Origin of the sequence: Brevibacterium sediminis, assembly GCF_013623905.1 — a bacterium.
GTDB lineage: Bacteria > Actinomycetota > Actinomycetes > Actinomycetales > Brevibacteriaceae > Brevibacterium > Brevibacterium sediminis.
In genome coordinates this window covers 227,973-241,956 of sequence record NZ_JABKDD010000004.1, presented here as the reverse complement: position 1 = coordinate 241,956, position 13,984 = coordinate 227,973, and the positions used below count along the sequence as shown (strand labels likewise).

12 protein-coding genes are annotated in these 13,984 nt (G+C 68.7%); 2 read left to right on the top strand and 10 right to left on the bottom strand.

Going from position 1 to position 13,984, the window contains the following annotated elements:
- Nucleotides 1–16: 16 nt before the first annotated feature.
- From HK108_RS08720 to HK108_RS08680, 9 genes are all read right to left on the bottom strand, one after another.
- A complete protein-coding gene (locus HK108_RS08720; RefSeq protein WP_181271194.1) occupies nt 17–1,327 on the bottom strand; it encodes a hydroxymethylglutaryl-CoA synthase family protein in 1,311 nt (436 codons plus the stop codon).
- The gene (locus tag HK108_RS08715) at nt 1,324–2,427 is read right to left on the bottom strand and encodes a hydroxymethylglutaryl-coenzyme A reductase family protein (protein ID WP_181271193.1); all 1,104 of its coding nucleotides are present in this window, start codon (nt 2,425–2,427) and stop codon (nt 1,324–1,326) included. Before HK108_RS08715 ends, HK108_RS08720 begins: the two co-directional genes overlap by 4 nt.
- Nucleotides 2,424–3,584 carry a type 2 isopentenyl-diphosphate Delta-isomerase gene (fni, locus tag HK108_RS08710; protein ID WP_181271192.1) on the bottom strand — a complete coding sequence of 387 codons (1,161 nt, stop codon included), beginning with the start codon at nt 3,582–3,584 and terminating at the stop codon, nt 2,424–2,426. The genes HK108_RS08715 and fni overlap by 4 nt, the downstream gene beginning before the upstream one ends.
- Complete coding sequence (locus tag HK108_RS08705; protein WP_181271191.1) at nt 3,574–4,704, bottom strand: phosphomevalonate kinase; 1,131 nt, start codon at nt 4,702–4,704, stop codon at nt 3,574–3,576. The genes fni and HK108_RS08705 overlap by 11 nt, the downstream gene beginning before the upstream one ends.
- The gene (gene mvaD / locus HK108_RS08700) at nt 4,701–5,717 is read right to left on the bottom strand and encodes a diphosphomevalonate decarboxylase (RefSeq protein ID WP_181271190.1); all 1,017 of its coding nucleotides are present in this window, start codon (nt 5,715–5,717) and stop codon (nt 4,701–4,703) included. The genes HK108_RS08705 and mvaD overlap by 4 nt, the downstream gene beginning before the upstream one ends.
- A complete protein-coding gene (gene mvk, locus HK108_RS08695) occupies nt 5,714–6,676 on the bottom strand; it encodes a mevalonate kinase (RefSeq protein ID WP_181271189.1) in 963 nt (320 codons plus the stop codon). The genes mvaD and mvk overlap by 4 nt, the downstream gene beginning before the upstream one ends.
- Nucleotides 6,677–6,760: 84 nt before the next feature.
- Complete coding sequence (locus tag HK108_RS08690; protein WP_181271188.1) at nt 6,761–8,014, bottom strand: RNA polymerase sigma factor; 1,254 nt, start codon at nt 8,012–8,014, stop codon at nt 6,761–6,763.
- Between the two features lie 10 nt (nt 8,015–8,024).
- Nucleotides 8,025–8,459 carry a YciI family protein gene (locus HK108_RS08685; protein WP_181271187.1) on the bottom strand — a complete coding sequence of 145 codons (435 nt, stop codon included), beginning with the start codon at nt 8,457–8,459 and terminating at the stop codon, nt 8,025–8,027.
- A 127-nt stretch (nt 8,460–8,586) separates the two neighbouring features.
- Nucleotides 8,587–9,144, bottom strand: coding sequence for a TetR/AcrR family transcriptional regulator (locus HK108_RS08680; protein WP_181271186.1), 558 nt, complete (start codon nt 9,142–9,144; stop codon nt 8,587–8,589).
- A gap of 193 nt (nt 9,145–9,337) precedes the next feature.
- Here HK108_RS08680 and HK108_RS08675 point away from each other — a divergent pair, with 193 nt between their 5' ends.
- A complete protein-coding gene (locus HK108_RS08675) occupies nt 9,338–10,609 on the top strand; it encodes an MFS transporter (RefSeq protein WP_181271185.1) in 1,272 nt (423 codons plus the stop codon).
- On the opposite strand, the gene HK108_RS08670 is transcribed toward HK108_RS08675, so the two are convergent.
- Nucleotides 10,591–11,964 (bottom strand): FAD-binding oxidoreductase, encoded by a 1,374-nt coding sequence (locus HK108_RS08670; RefSeq protein ID WP_181271184.1) that lies wholly within the window; start codon nt 11,962–11,964, stop codon nt 10,591–10,593. The genes HK108_RS08675 and HK108_RS08670 overlap by 19 nt on opposite strands.
- Nucleotides 11,965–12,125: 161 nt before the next feature.
- On the opposite strand from HK108_RS08670, the gene HK108_RS08665 reads away from it, so the two are divergent.
- Nucleotides 12,126–13,916 (top strand): bifunctional 3'-5' exonuclease/DNA polymerase, encoded by a 1,791-nt coding sequence (locus HK108_RS08665; RefSeq protein ID WP_181271183.1) that lies wholly within the window; start codon nt 12,126–12,128, stop codon nt 13,914–13,916.
- The last annotated feature ends 68 nt before the right edge of the window (nt 13,917–13,984 follow it).

Sequence of the window (13,984 nt, the reverse complement as noted above, 5' to 3'; positions counted from 1 at the left end):
GTGTCGGGTGAGCCGCCTAGGCGCGCTCGTAGTGGCGGGCGCCGCCGCGGATTCCGGCGAAGCGGAACGGTCCCGCAGTCACCTTCGGGGTCGTGACGTCCTCGGCGCTGGAGAGCTCGGCGGCGTGGAGCGCGCGGTACGCGTCGATGGACAGCGGAACCCGGGCATCGAGGGCCTCGGTGACGGACTGCCGGTGCGAATGCTGTTCGTAGCCGGGGACGACGCGGGCGGTGAAGAACTCGCCGACGCTGCCCGACCCATAGCTGAACAGCCCGATGCGCTTGCCGGCAAGATCGTCATCGTGATCGAGCAGTGAGCACAGTCCTGCGTAGAGCGAAGCGGTGTAGGAGTTGCCGAGGCGCCGGTTGTACAGAGTGCTCGTGGCCAGCGCCGTATCGCGCGGGCCAGTGGCAACGGAGTTGTCGGAAGCGCCGGCAGTGGCTGAGTCCGTGGCGGCGGCCGAGTGGGCGGCAGCCGGGCCGGGACTGGCAGCAGCGGCGCCCGCGCCGGAGACACCCGCGACGATCTCCGTGTCGAGATCCTCACCGGTGAGTCCGGCGAGGTGGACCTGCGCCTTCTTCGCCATCTTCGTGAACGGCTGGTGGTAGAGCACACGGTCGATCTCGGCGATGGCCGGTCCGCCCTGCGCGGCCAGATCGGTCCACGCTCCGGTGAGCGCATCGAGGTACGCGGTGACCGACAGGGCCCCGTCGACGATCGCGGTCGTCGAATCGTTCGGGCGCCAGAAGTCATCGACATCGGCCGAGTTCAGGCCCGAGACCGGTTCGATCTCGAGCAGCTTCGGATCCGCCGAGACGAGCATCGCCACGGCACCGGCACCCTGGGTCGGTTCACCCGGAGAATCGAGGGCATAGCGGGCCACATCCGAGGCGATGACGAGCACGCGCTGACCCGGTGACCGGGTGACGATGCCGACGGCGGCCTGCAGGGCTGCGGTCGCCGAATAGCACGCTTCCTTGACCTCGACGACGCGCATCTGCGACGGCAGGTCGAGCAGAGAGTGCACGGCCATGCCGGCGGCCTTCGACTGGTCGATTCCCGATTCGGTGGCGAAGAGCATCGTGCGGATGCCATCGGAACCGCTGCGCTGAATGATGGGCGCGGCGGCAGCGGCGGCCATGGTTACGACATCCTCATCGGGTGCCGGGAAGCTGAACTCGTCTTGGCCGAGGCCGAGGCGGAACTTGTTCGGATCGGTGCCGTTCGCCTCGGCGAAGTCATCGAGCCTGACGACATGATGGCTCGTGGCCAGTTCGATGTCGTCGATGCCGATCGATACAGTGCCCGCAGCAGTGTGTGATGTCATGCGGCCTCGCCGTCCTCTCGCTGAGTCTCGGCAGCGAGCTGCTCATCAGCCTTGCGTTCCATCTGACGGTGAGTGTCCATCAGCTCACCGGGGTTCGTCTGAGCGGCGAGCAGAGAGAGCTCACCGCAGAGCACGGTCGCGGCCATGAGTGCGGCCAGTCGACGCGAATTCGCTCCCGGCTCACGATCCTCCCGGCAGCCCAGACGCTCCAGCGCTTCATCGACATGCGGCAGGTCCTTGCCGTTGCCCACGGTGCCGACGATGAGGTGCGGCAGCGTCGTCGAGAAGTACAGGCCTTCGGGGCGGTTCTCCGCATAGGTGATGCCCTGCGAGCCTTCGACGATGTTCGCCGCATCCTGACCGGTGGCCAGGTAGAAGGCGAGCAGCATGTTCGCATAGTGCGCGTTCGCCGAACGCAGGGCTCCGGCGATCGTCGATCCGACGAGGTTCTTGCGCACGACGAGTTCGACCATCTTCTCAGCGCTCGTGCGCAGGCGACGATCGACGATCTCGTGGGGCAGGACGATCTCGGCGACGACATTGCGTCCGCGTCCGAGGATCCCGTTGACCGCGGTGGCCTTCTTGTCCGAGCAGTAGTTGCCGGACACCGAGCCGTAGTCGAGGCCCAGCTGCCAGGACAGAATGGTGTCCATGAGCGAATCCGAGGCCTGGGTGACCATATTGTGGCCCGAGGCGTCGTTGGTGCGGAAGGCGAAGCGGACGAAGAGCAGGTTCCCGACGATCTCGGGGTGGATCTCGATGAGCCGGCAGTGGCCGGATCCGGCGTCGACGACGGCTTCGAGTTCGCGGGTGCGGTGACGGATGGCCTGCGCGGCCGCCTCGGCGCCGATCGCTGATTCGGCCACGAACAGCACGGATCGGGTCATCCGCTCATCGACGATGACGGTGCGGATCCCACCCTCGATCTCACGGGAGATCGATGCCCCGCGGCCGACGGAGGGCCACAGCGGGGTCTCGTACGTTGCCAGGGGCACAGCCACCTCGGTGTGGGTGCCACTCGGCGCCAGCGCTTCGCCGCTGACCCGCAGGGGACCGACCCACGTGGTGGGGATCCCGGTGATCGTGGTCTGCTGATTCACAGCTGATTCCTCCTCGAAAGGACGTCGGATCGGTGCGAGAGCGCGGTGACGTCGATTCCGCGCAGGCGGGCGAACTCGCCGAGGCGGCCCCGCGTGAGCAGGTCCGTGGCCGTGAGGTCCGTGGACCGCTGCGCCCCGAGCAGGGCGAACAGAGCCGAGGTCTGAGTCTGCCAGGTGCGCACGAGATCGACGAGCCCGTCCGGTCCGTGGTCGAGCACGGTCTGCAGGAACGTGCCGGCGACGCCGACGGCGCGAGCACCGCAGGCCAGTGCTTTCACGACATCATAGGGGTTGCGCACGCCGCCGGAGGCCAGGAGCACGCGGTTCGAGACGCCGTCGTCCATCGTCGTCTCGGTAGTCCACTCGGATGGGGCGTCGAGCAGGCAGGCCAGGGCGGACTGGCCGAAGCCGGTGAGCATGGAGAAGTCATCGGCCGGTGAGCGATCGTTCTCGATGCGCAGGAAGTCTGTGCCTCCGGCGCCGGAGACATCGGCGTACTGGACCCCGATATCGGCGAGCAGCCGCAGGGTCCGGCGGCTGAGTCCGAATCCGACTTCCTTGACGACGACGGGCACGGGGCAGGCGGCGACGATGTCCTCGAGTCCGGACAGCCAGGTGGAGAAGTCGCGGGTGCCTTCGGGCATCGCGGTCTCCTGCACCGGATTGATGTGCAGCTGGAGGGCATCGGCGTTCAGCAGCTCGACGGCCCGGCGGGCATCATCGGCGCTGCGACCGGCACCGAGGTTGCCCATGACGAAGCCGTCCGGGTTCTCCTCGCGGATAACGGTGAAGCCTTTCGCGGCCTCGGCGTCGTCGAGGGCCACGCTCATCGATCCGCAGGCCATGGGCAGACCGGTCTCGGCGGCGGCGATGGCCAGGTCCCGGTTGATCTTCGCCGTGGTCTCCGTGCCGCCGGTCATGCCGTTGACGTAGAAGGGTGTCGGCCAGGTCCACTCGCCTAGTTCGACGCTGAGGTCGACAAGTTCGGGGTTCGTGCCCGAGAGCGCATGGTGGACGAATTCGAGGTCGTCGAAGTCGGTGCGGCGGGGGCCTTCCGTCTGCTGCGCCGAGGCGAGGCGCACGTGGTCGTCCTTGCGGGAGGCCCGTGAGGCCTTGGTCTCCGGTGTCTCAACTGATGCCGGGGTCTCAGAACTCATCGATCTCGCCTTCCTCTCGGTGGGCACCGAGGTCCAGGGGTCGGATTCCGGCGGCTTCCCAGCCGCTGAGAATGGTCTGTGCTTCGGTGTGGGGGTGAGCGAGGGCGATTCCGCAGTCACCGCCGCCGGCTCCCGAGGGCTTCGCTGCGGCCCCGTGGGTTTCGGCGATCTCGCACAGGTCGTGCAGGGCTTCGGTTTCGATGAGGCTGCCCGTGGAGTCGCTCAGCCGCCGCAGCAGGCCACGCACGGCGCGGATCGTGGTCAGGCTCGCCTCGGCATCGTCGGCGTCGAAGGCCGCCACGAGATCGTCGACGAGCGTGTGCGACTCGGCGGCGAAGGACACGAGCGGGCGCGGTTTCTGCGCTGCCGGGGACGATTCGGAGGAGGATTCGTCCGTCCGCTCGCGCGGGGTGTGGACCCGTGTGACGAGATGTTCGGTCGACGCCGGTGATCCGGTCCAGCCGACGAGGAGGTCGAGCGAGCTTGGTGGGGTGACCCGTCTGGCCGAGCAGCCGGCCCATTCCGAGCAGCTCATGGCGGAGACGACCCCGTGGGCCTCGCGGTGAGCGTGCAGGGCCGCACGGTCGGGGGAGGAGTAGCGGATCCAGCCGCCGAAGGTGCTCGCGGCAAGATCGCCGCCGGAGGCCTTTGTGGAGATCGCGATGGTCGCCAGGACGGCGAGTTTGAAGCGTTCGGTCAGGGTCAGCCCGAGGCGATAGAACTCATCGAGCGCGGCGATCGTCGCCACCGTCACCGCCGCTGAGGAGCCGAGACCGAACTTCCGGCCGTCCGAGTCATTGAGTTCGCTGGAGATCTCGAGATCGAAGTAGCGGGGGCTGGCACCACGGCCGGAGCGCAGCTCTTCGACGGTGGAGATCGCCGAGAGCACATAGTCGAAGGGGCGCTCGTCGACGATGATGTGCTCACCGTCGTCTTCGCGCCGCCACACGACGGGAGCCTGACCGTATTCGCTCGAATGGATGCGGCCGGCGCCTTCGCTCTCGGTCAGCCGGACGGTGATGCACCGGTCGACGGCGATGAGCACGGCGGGCTGTCCGGGCTCGACGACGGCGTACTCGCCGGCGATGAACAGCTTGCCGGGTGCCCGGGTCTCGATCATGTCCGGCTGCCCTCACCCGCAGCCGGGTTCACTGCGTCTGCGGGCGGGACTGCGTCGGCGGCGGTGAGCAGGTGGGCTCCCGGTCCGGGTCCGACGACGCGGACGTCGCCGAAGCCGGAGAGCTTCTCGGCCAGCGCCTCGGCGTCATGGGGGCGGACGATGACGGCGACGTTCGGGCCGGCATCGGCGGTCGAATAGGCTTCGATCCCCGACTCGCGGGCTTCGGCCACGGCGTCGAAGATCGCGTGGCTGGTCGGATTGAGGAACCGGATCGGCGGCACGGTGGACTGGATGAGTCCGTGCATGCGCAGGGCGTGGGATTCGGTGATCTCGCCGATGCGGGTGAAGTCCCCGGCCGCGCACGCGGCGACCATCTGCTCGAGGTAGTCCTCGGTCGAGGACACCCAGCCGGAGTAGAAGGGAGAGGTGGCGGCGGTCAGGCGCATCGCCTCGCGGGAGGACACGGCCTTCCTGGCCCGGTTGACGGTGACGATGATCATCCGCATATCCGGAGCGGGAACGGTCTCGGCGAAGGAGGAGGCGTCGTCGCCGGCGTGCCAGACGGCGATGCCGTCGGGAATCGAGCGGCAGGCCGACCCCGAACCGCGGCGGGCCAGCCGGCTGAGATCGCGGGGTGCGAGGTCGAGGTCGAAGGCCCCGGCGGCGGCCGTCGCCAGAGCTGCGAAGCCCGACGCCGAGGAGGCCAGACCGGCACCCGTGGGCACGGAGTTGCGGGACCGGACGAGGACCCGATCATCGCGTCCGGCCAGGTCACGGACATGGTCGAGGAAGGTGGAGATGCGGTCCGTCTGACCGGCATCGGCGAGTGCGCCGTCGAGTTCGAGGACATCGGTCTCGGCGTCCGGGGCGGGCACCACGGTGGTCGTGGTCTCGAAATGGTCGAGGGTCAGCGACAGACTGCCCGCAGCAGGCAGGATGAGCTCCTCATCGGCCTTGCCCCAGTACTTGACCAGGGCGATGTTCGGGTAGGCCCGCGCCGTCGTCGTTCTCATGTCGGTCTGACCTCCGTCGTCCAGGTGCGGGGTGCTCCCGCCTTGCGCAGGGCCTCGGCGAGCTCTTCGGCCGAATCATCGTCCTCGGTCAGGGCCAGCACGCAGCCGCCGAGTCCGCCGCCGGTGAGTTTGGCACCCCAGGCTCCGGCCGCGGTGGCGGCGTCGACGAGGGAATCGAGGGTCGGGGTCGACACACCGAGGCTGCCGAGCAGTCCATGGGCTTCGTTCATCAGCGTGCCGATCGCCCGACGATCACCGGAGCGGATGTTGTCGACGGCGGAATCGGTGATCTCGGCCAGACGGTCGATCATCCCTCCGATGCGCACAGGATCGGCGTCACGGCGGGCACGGACCCCTCCGACCGCCTCGGCGGTGGACCCGTGATGACCGGAGTCCGCGAGGACGAAGACGAGGCGCTGACCGACGTCGATGGTCTGGGCGCAACCGGTCTGGAAGCGGATGGGGGCGGGTTTGGCCACGGCCCAGGCGTCGATTCCGCTGGGTCGGCCATGGGCGACGGTCTCGGCCGCCTGCACGATCTCGTGGAGGGTGTTCTCGTCGAAGACCGTCGCATGCAGGTTCGCGACCGCGCGGGCCACGGAGGTGGCCACGGCTGCACTCGAACCCAAGCCCCGGCTGTGGGGGATCGCCGAACGGATGAGCAGCTCCACCTCGGCGTCGGGATTTCCCACGGCCTTCAGCGCGGCGTTGAGACCGGCGACGACGGGGCCCATCGGCTCCGGAGCGGTCTGCGCATTTCCGGAGAACAGCTGGCTCTCGATCCGGGTCTCCTGATGCGGGGACCGGCGGATATCGGTCTGGACTCCGAGCCCGTGCAATGGCACTGCGACGGCCGGAGAGCCGTAGACAACCGCGTGTTCGCCGAACAGGATCGCCTTTGCGTGGGCGAAGCCCTGGGATGTGCCCTGGGCGGGTTCGGTCTGAGAGGAATTGTGCATGCAGGATGGTTTCGGAGTCTGTGGATTGATTTCACCATCATATGCCGTACCCCCGCCCATCCCGAAGACGAGGTGACGTCCGTCTCAGGTGAGTCCTGCCGAGAGGTACTCGCGTTCGGCCGGGTCGGTGGTCAGGTCGAGCGCCCGCCGGCGGGCGGTGGCCGCCTCGTCTGTGCGGCCGAGGCGGGTGAGCAGATGAGCCCGCAGCACCCAGGCAGGTTGGAAGGCGGAGACGCGCTTATCGTCTTGGCCGTCCGGGTCGAAGCCCAGCGCGTCGAGAGCGGCCAGTCCCGCCTCGGGGCCGTCGACCTCGGCGAGGACGGCCGCTCGGGAGACCGACCCGCCGAGACTCGGGGCCACCTGCGCGAGATCGTCGTGGAGGCGCAGCAGCATCGGCCAATCCGTGGATCCGGTGCGGATTCCGGCCATATGGAGGAGTTGGATGGCCGCCTCGAGCCCGAATCGGCCGACGTGTCCGCAGCGGTGGACCTCGACGAGGTGGCGCTCGCCCGCCTCCGTGAGAGTTCCGTCCCAGCGGTCCGGGTTCTGGTCGGACAGGGGCACGAATCGTCCGTCGTCGCTGCGACGAGCGGGGAACCGGGCTGCGGAGAGGTGGATGAGGGCGGCCAGTCCGTGGGATTCGCCGTCACCGGGGCAGAGTTCGGCCACGAGGCGGGACAGGTACAGGGCCTCGCCGATCATGCCCTCCCGCGGCTGCGCGGCCGCCTGAGCCCATTCGATGGCGAATGCCCCGTAGATCGCCTCAAACACATCGGGCAGACGGGACTCGAGGTCGAGACGGTCGGGACTGCCGAAGGCGACACCGAGACCGGCAACGCGCTTCTTCGCCCTGGTCAGACGGGCAGAGACGGTGGCGGCGGGCAGTGCCATGGCCGCCGCGATCTGTTTTGCCGTCATCCCCATCACCGCCGAGAGCATGAGCAGCGGCCGGGCGGGAGGATCGATGTCCGGGTGGGCGCAGGCGGCGAGGAGTTCGAGCCGGCGGTCGGGCAGGGCGTCAGGGTCGTGATGGGCAGGGTCGGTGCCGGCGTCGATGCGGTCGATCGTCTCCTCATCGAGGGCCGTCGAGGTCCGTGCCGCCGCCGATCTCCACACGTCCCGGCGGGCATTGAGAGCCACCCGGTAGAGCCAGCCCTCGGGGTTGGCGGGCGGTCCGTGGGCCCGCCACGCGGTCACGGCACGTTCGAGCGCCGCGGACAGCGCATCCTCGGCGCCGGAGATATCACCATCGGCGGCCGCGATGAGCGCGATGATCCTGCCCCAGCCGTCCTCGGACAGGATCATCGCGCGCTCGGCAGGATCGGCATACTCGATCATCGGCGAGCGATCAGGAGGAGCCGCCCGGGAGGGACGGGCAGTCGCCGGGTCGAGTCGGCTCGTCACCCGGTCGGGTCCAGGCGCCGTCGACGAACGAAGTCGCCGCGGGTCGGACCTCGATGGTGCCGTAGCTCGTGCCGGGGAACTTCTCGGCCCAGGCCAGGGCCGCCTCGATGTCAGGAACGTCGATGACGACGACCCCGGCCAGGGCCTCCTTCGCCGCGGCGAAGGGCCCATCCTCGATGACGACTTCTCCGGTCCTGCGGGTCACGGTCTTCGTCTCGGAGTGGGGTGCGAGCATCTCCCAGGCGACGACGACCCCGGCCGAGGTCAGCGCCTGGCCGAAGTCGTCCATGAGGCGCATCATCTCCCGGAAGTCCTCTTCGGTGGGGGCGGGGCCGTCGGCTCCGGGCTCGGGTGCGTGGAAGATCAGTGAGTAGCGCATGGTTCGCTCCGTTCTGTGTGCGGCGGCCGGATTTCGGTCGCTCACAGAGAAGACGATCGAATCGACGCCGATTCGACAGCTGTGCTCAGAATATCGCTGAAACTGTCATGCCATGCCGAGGAAGTCTCTACAGTGCTGAGGAGGTCAGCGCGGTCACCGCCGCGCGCACGAGTTCCCGGTCGGGTGCCTTGCCGTCGAGATGGTGATGGATCGTCCATCCCTCGATGAGCGCATCGATTGCGTGAGCCGCGTCGGGGGTGAAGTGTTCGGTCAGCGCGGCCGCGCTGATGCCCATCCAGGAGGCGGCGAGCTCGGCGGAGTCGGGGGAGCTGCGCCCATAGGAGTAGAGCTCGAAGATCCCCGCCATCTCCCGAGGGGAGGCGAAGGTATCGCCGCAGATGATCTCGACGACGGCCTCGCGCGCCTCGGCGGGGGTCGCCGCCTCGTGCAGACCTGCGCGGTAGCGGCCGGAGAGTCTGTCGACGAGCCGACGGAACGCCTCGGTGATCACCTCGTCGATGCTGGTGAAGTGGTAGGTCATCGACCCCAGGGGGACGTCCGCGCGTGCTGCGACGGCGCGGTGGGAGACCCGGGCGACGCCGTCGTCGAGGATGAGCTCGAGGGCGGCCGCGATGATCCGTTCCCGGCGGCCGGGGTCGTTCGGCACTCCGCTGCGTGCACTCATTCGGCCCCCTCCTTCGTCGAATCCCGTGATCAGTCCGTGCGGTCGGTTCTTGACTCCCGCGACAGATCTGTCAGCTGTGACAGACGGACAACTGAGAGTGTACATTTGTACACTGATCAATGTGTGTACATCCGTACACCGATCCGAGGGCTGTCCGCCTGAGCACAGTGCACACCGATGAGGAGATGATCCGATGTCCGAAGAGCAGGCCGTGCCGACCCCCGCGACGAATCGCTCCTCGACCCTGCGCGCTCGCCGTCTGTCCCTGCTCGCACTCTTCTTCCTCCCCGGCATCACCATCGCCTCGTGGGTGACCCGCACCCCGTCGATCCGTGACGTCCTCGACGCGAGTACGGCACGGATGGGCCTCGTCCTCTTCGGACTCTCCATCGGGTCGATGCTCGGAATCCTCGCCTCCGGGCCGCTCGTCGGCCGCTTCGGGGCGCGACCGATCATCGGCCTCGGCACGCTCGGAGTCATCGCGAGCATGCCCATCATCGGCCTCGGCGCCGCCTGGTCGCAGTCGTTCGTCGTCGCCGCAGGTCTCGTCGTCTTCGGACTCGGCATGGGTACTGGAGAGGTCGCGATGAACGTCGAGGGGGCGGAACTCGAGAAGCATCTCGATCGCCCTTTCCTGCCGGGCCTCCACGGTTTCTTCAGCCTCGGCACCGTCATCGGCGCCGTCATCGGGATCCTCGCCACCGCCGCCGACTTCCCCGTTCTCGTCCACCTCCTCCTCATCGGCATCCTCGGCGTCGTCGTCATAGTGCCGGCGATGCGCCACGTCCCCGCGGGGACGGGCCGGAACGCTGCCGTGTCAGGGGACCTCGCCGAGGCGGCCCCCGGTTCAGGTCCCGAGTCGAGTCCACGGCCGGCTGGCACCGCCTCGGTGTGGAGGGACCCGCGGCTGATCGTCATCGGTGCGATCGTGCTCGGGATGGCCCTCGCCGAGGGCACCGCGAACGACTGGCTGCCGCTGGTCATGGTCGACGGGCACGGCTTCGACCCCGCGCTCGGTTCGAGCGTCTATGCGATCTTCGCGGCGGCGATGACGATCGGCCGCTTCCTCGGCGGCGGCATCGTCCAGCGTTTCGGTCGCGCCAATGTGCTCCTCGTCAGCGCGGCGTTCGGCTTCCTCGGAATCGGCCTGGCCTCCCTCGTCGACAGTCAGATCGTCGCCGCTGCCGCCGTGCTCCTCTGGGGGCTCGGAACCTCGCTCGGCTTTCCGGTGGCACTGTCGGAGGCAGGTGCCTCGGGCGCGCAGCCGGCCAAACGGGTGGCCGCGGTCTCGACGATCGGCTACCTTGCGTTCCTCGTCGGACCGCCCGCGCTCGGTCTGGTCGGGGACCACTGGGGGCTGCGGACGGCTCTGCTCATCCCCATGGGCGTGCTGCTGATCGTGCTCGCCCTCGCGCCGCTGCTGCGCCGCGAACCCCGGCCGGAACCTCAGACGAGTCCGGTGTAGACCGATCCCGGGTTGAAGATGTTGTCCGGGTCGAGGGCCTGCTTGATCCGGTGGTTGAGCTCCATGACGTCCTCGCCGAGGTAGGGCGCGAGCCACGGTGCCTTGAGTCGGCCGACGCCGTGCTCACCGGTGATCGTCCCGCCCAGCCCCGTGGCCAGGTCCATGACTTCGCCGTAGGCGATCTGCGCGCGCTTCTGCTGTTCCTCATCCTTGGGATCGAGGACGAGCAGCGGATGCGTGTTGCCGTCGCCGGCGTGCGCGATGACGGCGATCGTCACTTGGCGGTCGGCCGCGATCTTCTCGATGCCGAGAACCAGGTCGCCGAGCTTCGGCAGCGGAACGCCGACGTCTTCGAGCAGCAGCGCCCCCTTCTTCTCCACGGCCGGAATCGCGATCCGGCGGGCAGTGACGAAGGCTTCGCCCTCGTCGGGGTCGGCGGTGAGATAGCACTCTGAGGCAGAGTTGCTGTTGCAGATCTCCTCGATGATCTTCGCCTGCACAGTGCAGTGCTCGCCGGGTTCGTCGGACTGGATGACGAGCATGCCCTCGGCCTCACGGTCGAGCCCCATCTTCAGCTCATCCTCGACGGCGTTGATCGAGGGCTTGTCCATGAACTCGAGCATCGAGGGTCGCATGGCCTTCGCGATCTCGAGCACGGCGTTCGTGGCATCGGCGAGCTTCGGGAACATCGCGACGACGGTCGTCGGGGGCAGCTGGGCGGGAATGAGCCGCAGGGTGACCTCGGTGATCACGCCCAAGGTCCCCTCGGAACCGACGAAGAGCTTCGTCAGCGGCAGACCCGCGACGTCCTTGAGCCTCGGGCCGCCGAGTTTGACCGCCCGACCATCGGCGAGGACGACGGTCATCCCGAGGACATAGTCCGTGGTCACACCGTATTTCACGCAGCACAGGCCGCCGGCGTTCGTGGCGATGTTGCCGCCGATGGAGCAGAACTCGAAGGACGAGGGGTCCGGCGGGTACCACAGGCCGTGTTCGGCCGCGGCGGCCTTGACCTCGGCATTGAAGGCGCCCGGCTGGACCGTGGCCATGCGGGTGACGGGATCGATGCTGATCTCGCGCATCTTGTCCAGGGACAGCACGATTCCGCCGGCGATCGCGGAGCTGCCGCCCGACAGGCCGGATCCGGCGCCGCGGGGCACGATCGGGACCTTCGCCTCGGCGGCGATGCGGACCACCGTCTGCACCTCCTCGGTGGTTCTCACCCGGACCACGGCGGCAGGAACCCCGGCATCGGGGTCGTTCGCACGGTCCCAGCGGTAGGCGTCCATCGAATCGGGATCGGTGATGACGGCTTCGGCCGGCAGAGCGGAGGTGAGGGAGGAGACAACGTCCATGTTGTGTGTCTGACCTTTCGAGCGGAGTTCGGCACCCGGAGTTCGCTCTCGACGTTACCAGGATCACGTTCGCGGCAGGCGGCCAGGGCCAGGGTGCGGACAGGAGAGCGGGAGATCGTCCGAGCGACTGTCCGAGCGAGCCCGCGGCGTAGGCTGGATCCATGACCTCCGCCCCCGCTCAGCGGCCCGCCGCCTGCGTGTTCGGAACCGTGCCCGGAACCGGGTTCGAGGGGCAGCGGTTCGGAATCGCCGACCTCGACAGCGCAGGTCGGGAGATCGGTCGGATCGACCTCGCCGAGGCGGACCTGCCCGATTTCGTCCGTGACCGTGAGGGCGGAGCCGGGGGAGATCCGAGCGAACCGGGCGGAGCCCGCCCTCGCTGGGTCCTCAGCGACACCGCGAAATGGTGCCCCCCGCTGCTCGCGGCCGGGGTGAGCCTTGAGCGCTGCCATGATCTGCGTCTGGCTCATGCGATCCTCGCCCGCTCCGAACTCGTCACCGCACCGGAGGCGGTGCGCGCCGCCTACGAATGGGACGCCGCGCCCGCCGACGCCGCCGCACCCGAACAGGCGGCCGCTCTCTTCGACGTCGATGCCGGTCGCGGATTCATCCCACAGGTTCCGCACGACCTCGAGGCGGCCCTGGCCGAACATGTCCGGCAGACCGCGGCGATCGAGACCGCGAGCGATCCGGGACGCCTGAGGCTGCTGCTGGCCGCGGAATCGGCGGGAGGACTCGTCGCCGCAGAGATGCGTGCGGCAGGGGTGCCCTGGGACGAAGCCGAACACGATCGGATACTGACCGAACTGCTCGGTCCCCGGCCGATCCGGGACGGGAAGCCTCAGAAGATGCTGTCCAAGGCCGAGGAAGTCCGCGCGGCCCTTGAGGATCCGCGGGTCAACCTCGATTCGCCGAACCGGTTGCTCGCGTCGCTGCGCAATGCCGGCATCAATGTCGCCTCGACCTCGAAATGGGAGCTGCAGACGAGCGAACATCCGGCGATCGCGCCCCTGCTCGAGTACAAGAAGATGGCGCGGCTGCTGAGCGCCAACGGCTGGCACTGGCTCGACGAATGGGTTGATGACGGACGGTACCGACCCGTGTACGTGCCCGGCGGGGTCGTCACCGGACGGTGGGCGGCCAGCGGGGGAGGGGCCCTGCAGATCCCGCGACAGCTGCGTCCGGCCCTGCGTGCCGACGAGGGATGGCGGCTCGTTTCCGCCGATGTCGCCCAGCTCGAACCCCGTGCGCTCGCCGCCATGTCCGGAGACCGGGCGATGGCCGCGGCCGGATTCGGCCGCGATCTCTACTCCGGGCTCGTCGACGCCGGCGTCGTGGCCACCCGGCAGGAGGCGAAGATCGCGGTGCTCGGGGCGATGTACGGATCGACGACCGGGGAGGCCGGAGCCCTGGTGCCGCGTCTGCGGCAGAATTTCCCCGCCGCCATGCACCTCGTCGATTCCGCCGCCGAGGCGGGACGACAGGGAGGAGTCGTATCCACCTGGTTGGGACGGACCTCCCCGCCGCCCGGCGAGGGGTGGCAGAGACTGCAGAGGGCGGCGAACCGCTTCGACGCCACCGGTGCCGATGAGCAGCGGGCCAGGCGGGCCGCCGGCGACCAGGGACGATTCACCCGCAACTTCGTCGTTCAGGGCACAGCGGCCGAATGGGCGCTGGCCTGGCTGGCCGACCTGCGGCTGCGCCTGGCGCGGCTTCCGGAGATCGAGGACACATCTGAGGCGGCCGCCTCGGGGCCGGTGTTCGCCCGCCGTGCTCACCTCGTGTTCTTCCTCCACGATGAGGTCATCGTCCATGCCCCGACCGAGCAGGCCGAGGAGGCGGCGGAGGCGATCAGGGCGGCGGCCGCCTCGGCGGGTCGACTGCTGTTCGGAGATGCCCCCGTCGATTTCCCCCTCGACCTGAGCATCGGTGAGCGCGCGATCAAGGACTGAGCCGTTCGATGGGGCCGAATGAAGGACTGAGCGGATCTACGAAGAATAAGTCCATGTGCATGGAATAG

What these genes read in the sequence shown, in the direction of transcription:
- HK108_RS08720 (WP_181271194.1), bottom strand. Translation starts at nt 1,327, where the DNA reads ATGACATCACACACTGCTGCGGGCACTGTATCGATCGGCATCGACGAC.
- fni (WP_181271192.1), bottom strand. Translation starts at nt 3,584, where the DNA reads ATGAGTTCTGAGACCCCGGCATCAGTTGAGACACCGGAGACCAAGGCC.
- HK108_RS08705 (WP_181271191.1), bottom strand. Translation starts at nt 4,704, where the DNA reads ATGATCGAGACCCGGGCACCCGGCAAGCTGTTCATCGCCGGCGAGTAC.
- mvaD (WP_181271190.1), bottom strand. Translation starts at nt 5,717, where the DNA reads ATGAGAACGACGACGGCGCGGGCCTACCCGAACATCGCCCTGGTCAAG.
- mvk (WP_181271189.1), bottom strand. Translation starts at nt 6,676, where the DNA reads ATGCACAATTCCTCTCAGACCGAACCCGCCCAGGGCACATCCCAGGGC.
- HK108_RS08690 (WP_181271188.1), bottom strand. Translation starts at nt 8,014, where the DNA reads ATGATCGAGTATGCCGATCCTGCCGAGCGCGCGATGATCCTGTCCGAG.
- HK108_RS08685 (WP_181271187.1), bottom strand. Translation starts at nt 8,459, where the DNA reads ATGCGCTACTCACTGATCTTCCACGCACCCGAGCCCGGAGCCGACGGC.
- HK108_RS08680 (WP_181271186.1), bottom strand. Translation starts at nt 9,144, where the DNA reads ATGAGTGCACGCAGCGGAGTGCCGAACGACCCCGGCCGCCGGGAACGG.
- HK108_RS08675 (WP_181271185.1), top strand. Translation starts at nt 9,338, where the DNA reads ATGTCCGAAGAGCAGGCCGTGCCGACCCCCGCGACGAATCGCTCCTCG.
- HK108_RS08670 (WP_181271184.1), bottom strand. Translation starts at nt 11,964, where the DNA reads ATGGACGTTGTCTCCTCCCTCACCTCCGCTCTGCCGGCCGAAGCCGTC.
- HK108_RS08665 (WP_181271183.1), top strand. Translation starts at nt 12,126, where the DNA reads ATGACCTCCGCCCCCGCTCAGCGGCCCGCCGCCTGCGTGTTCGGAACC.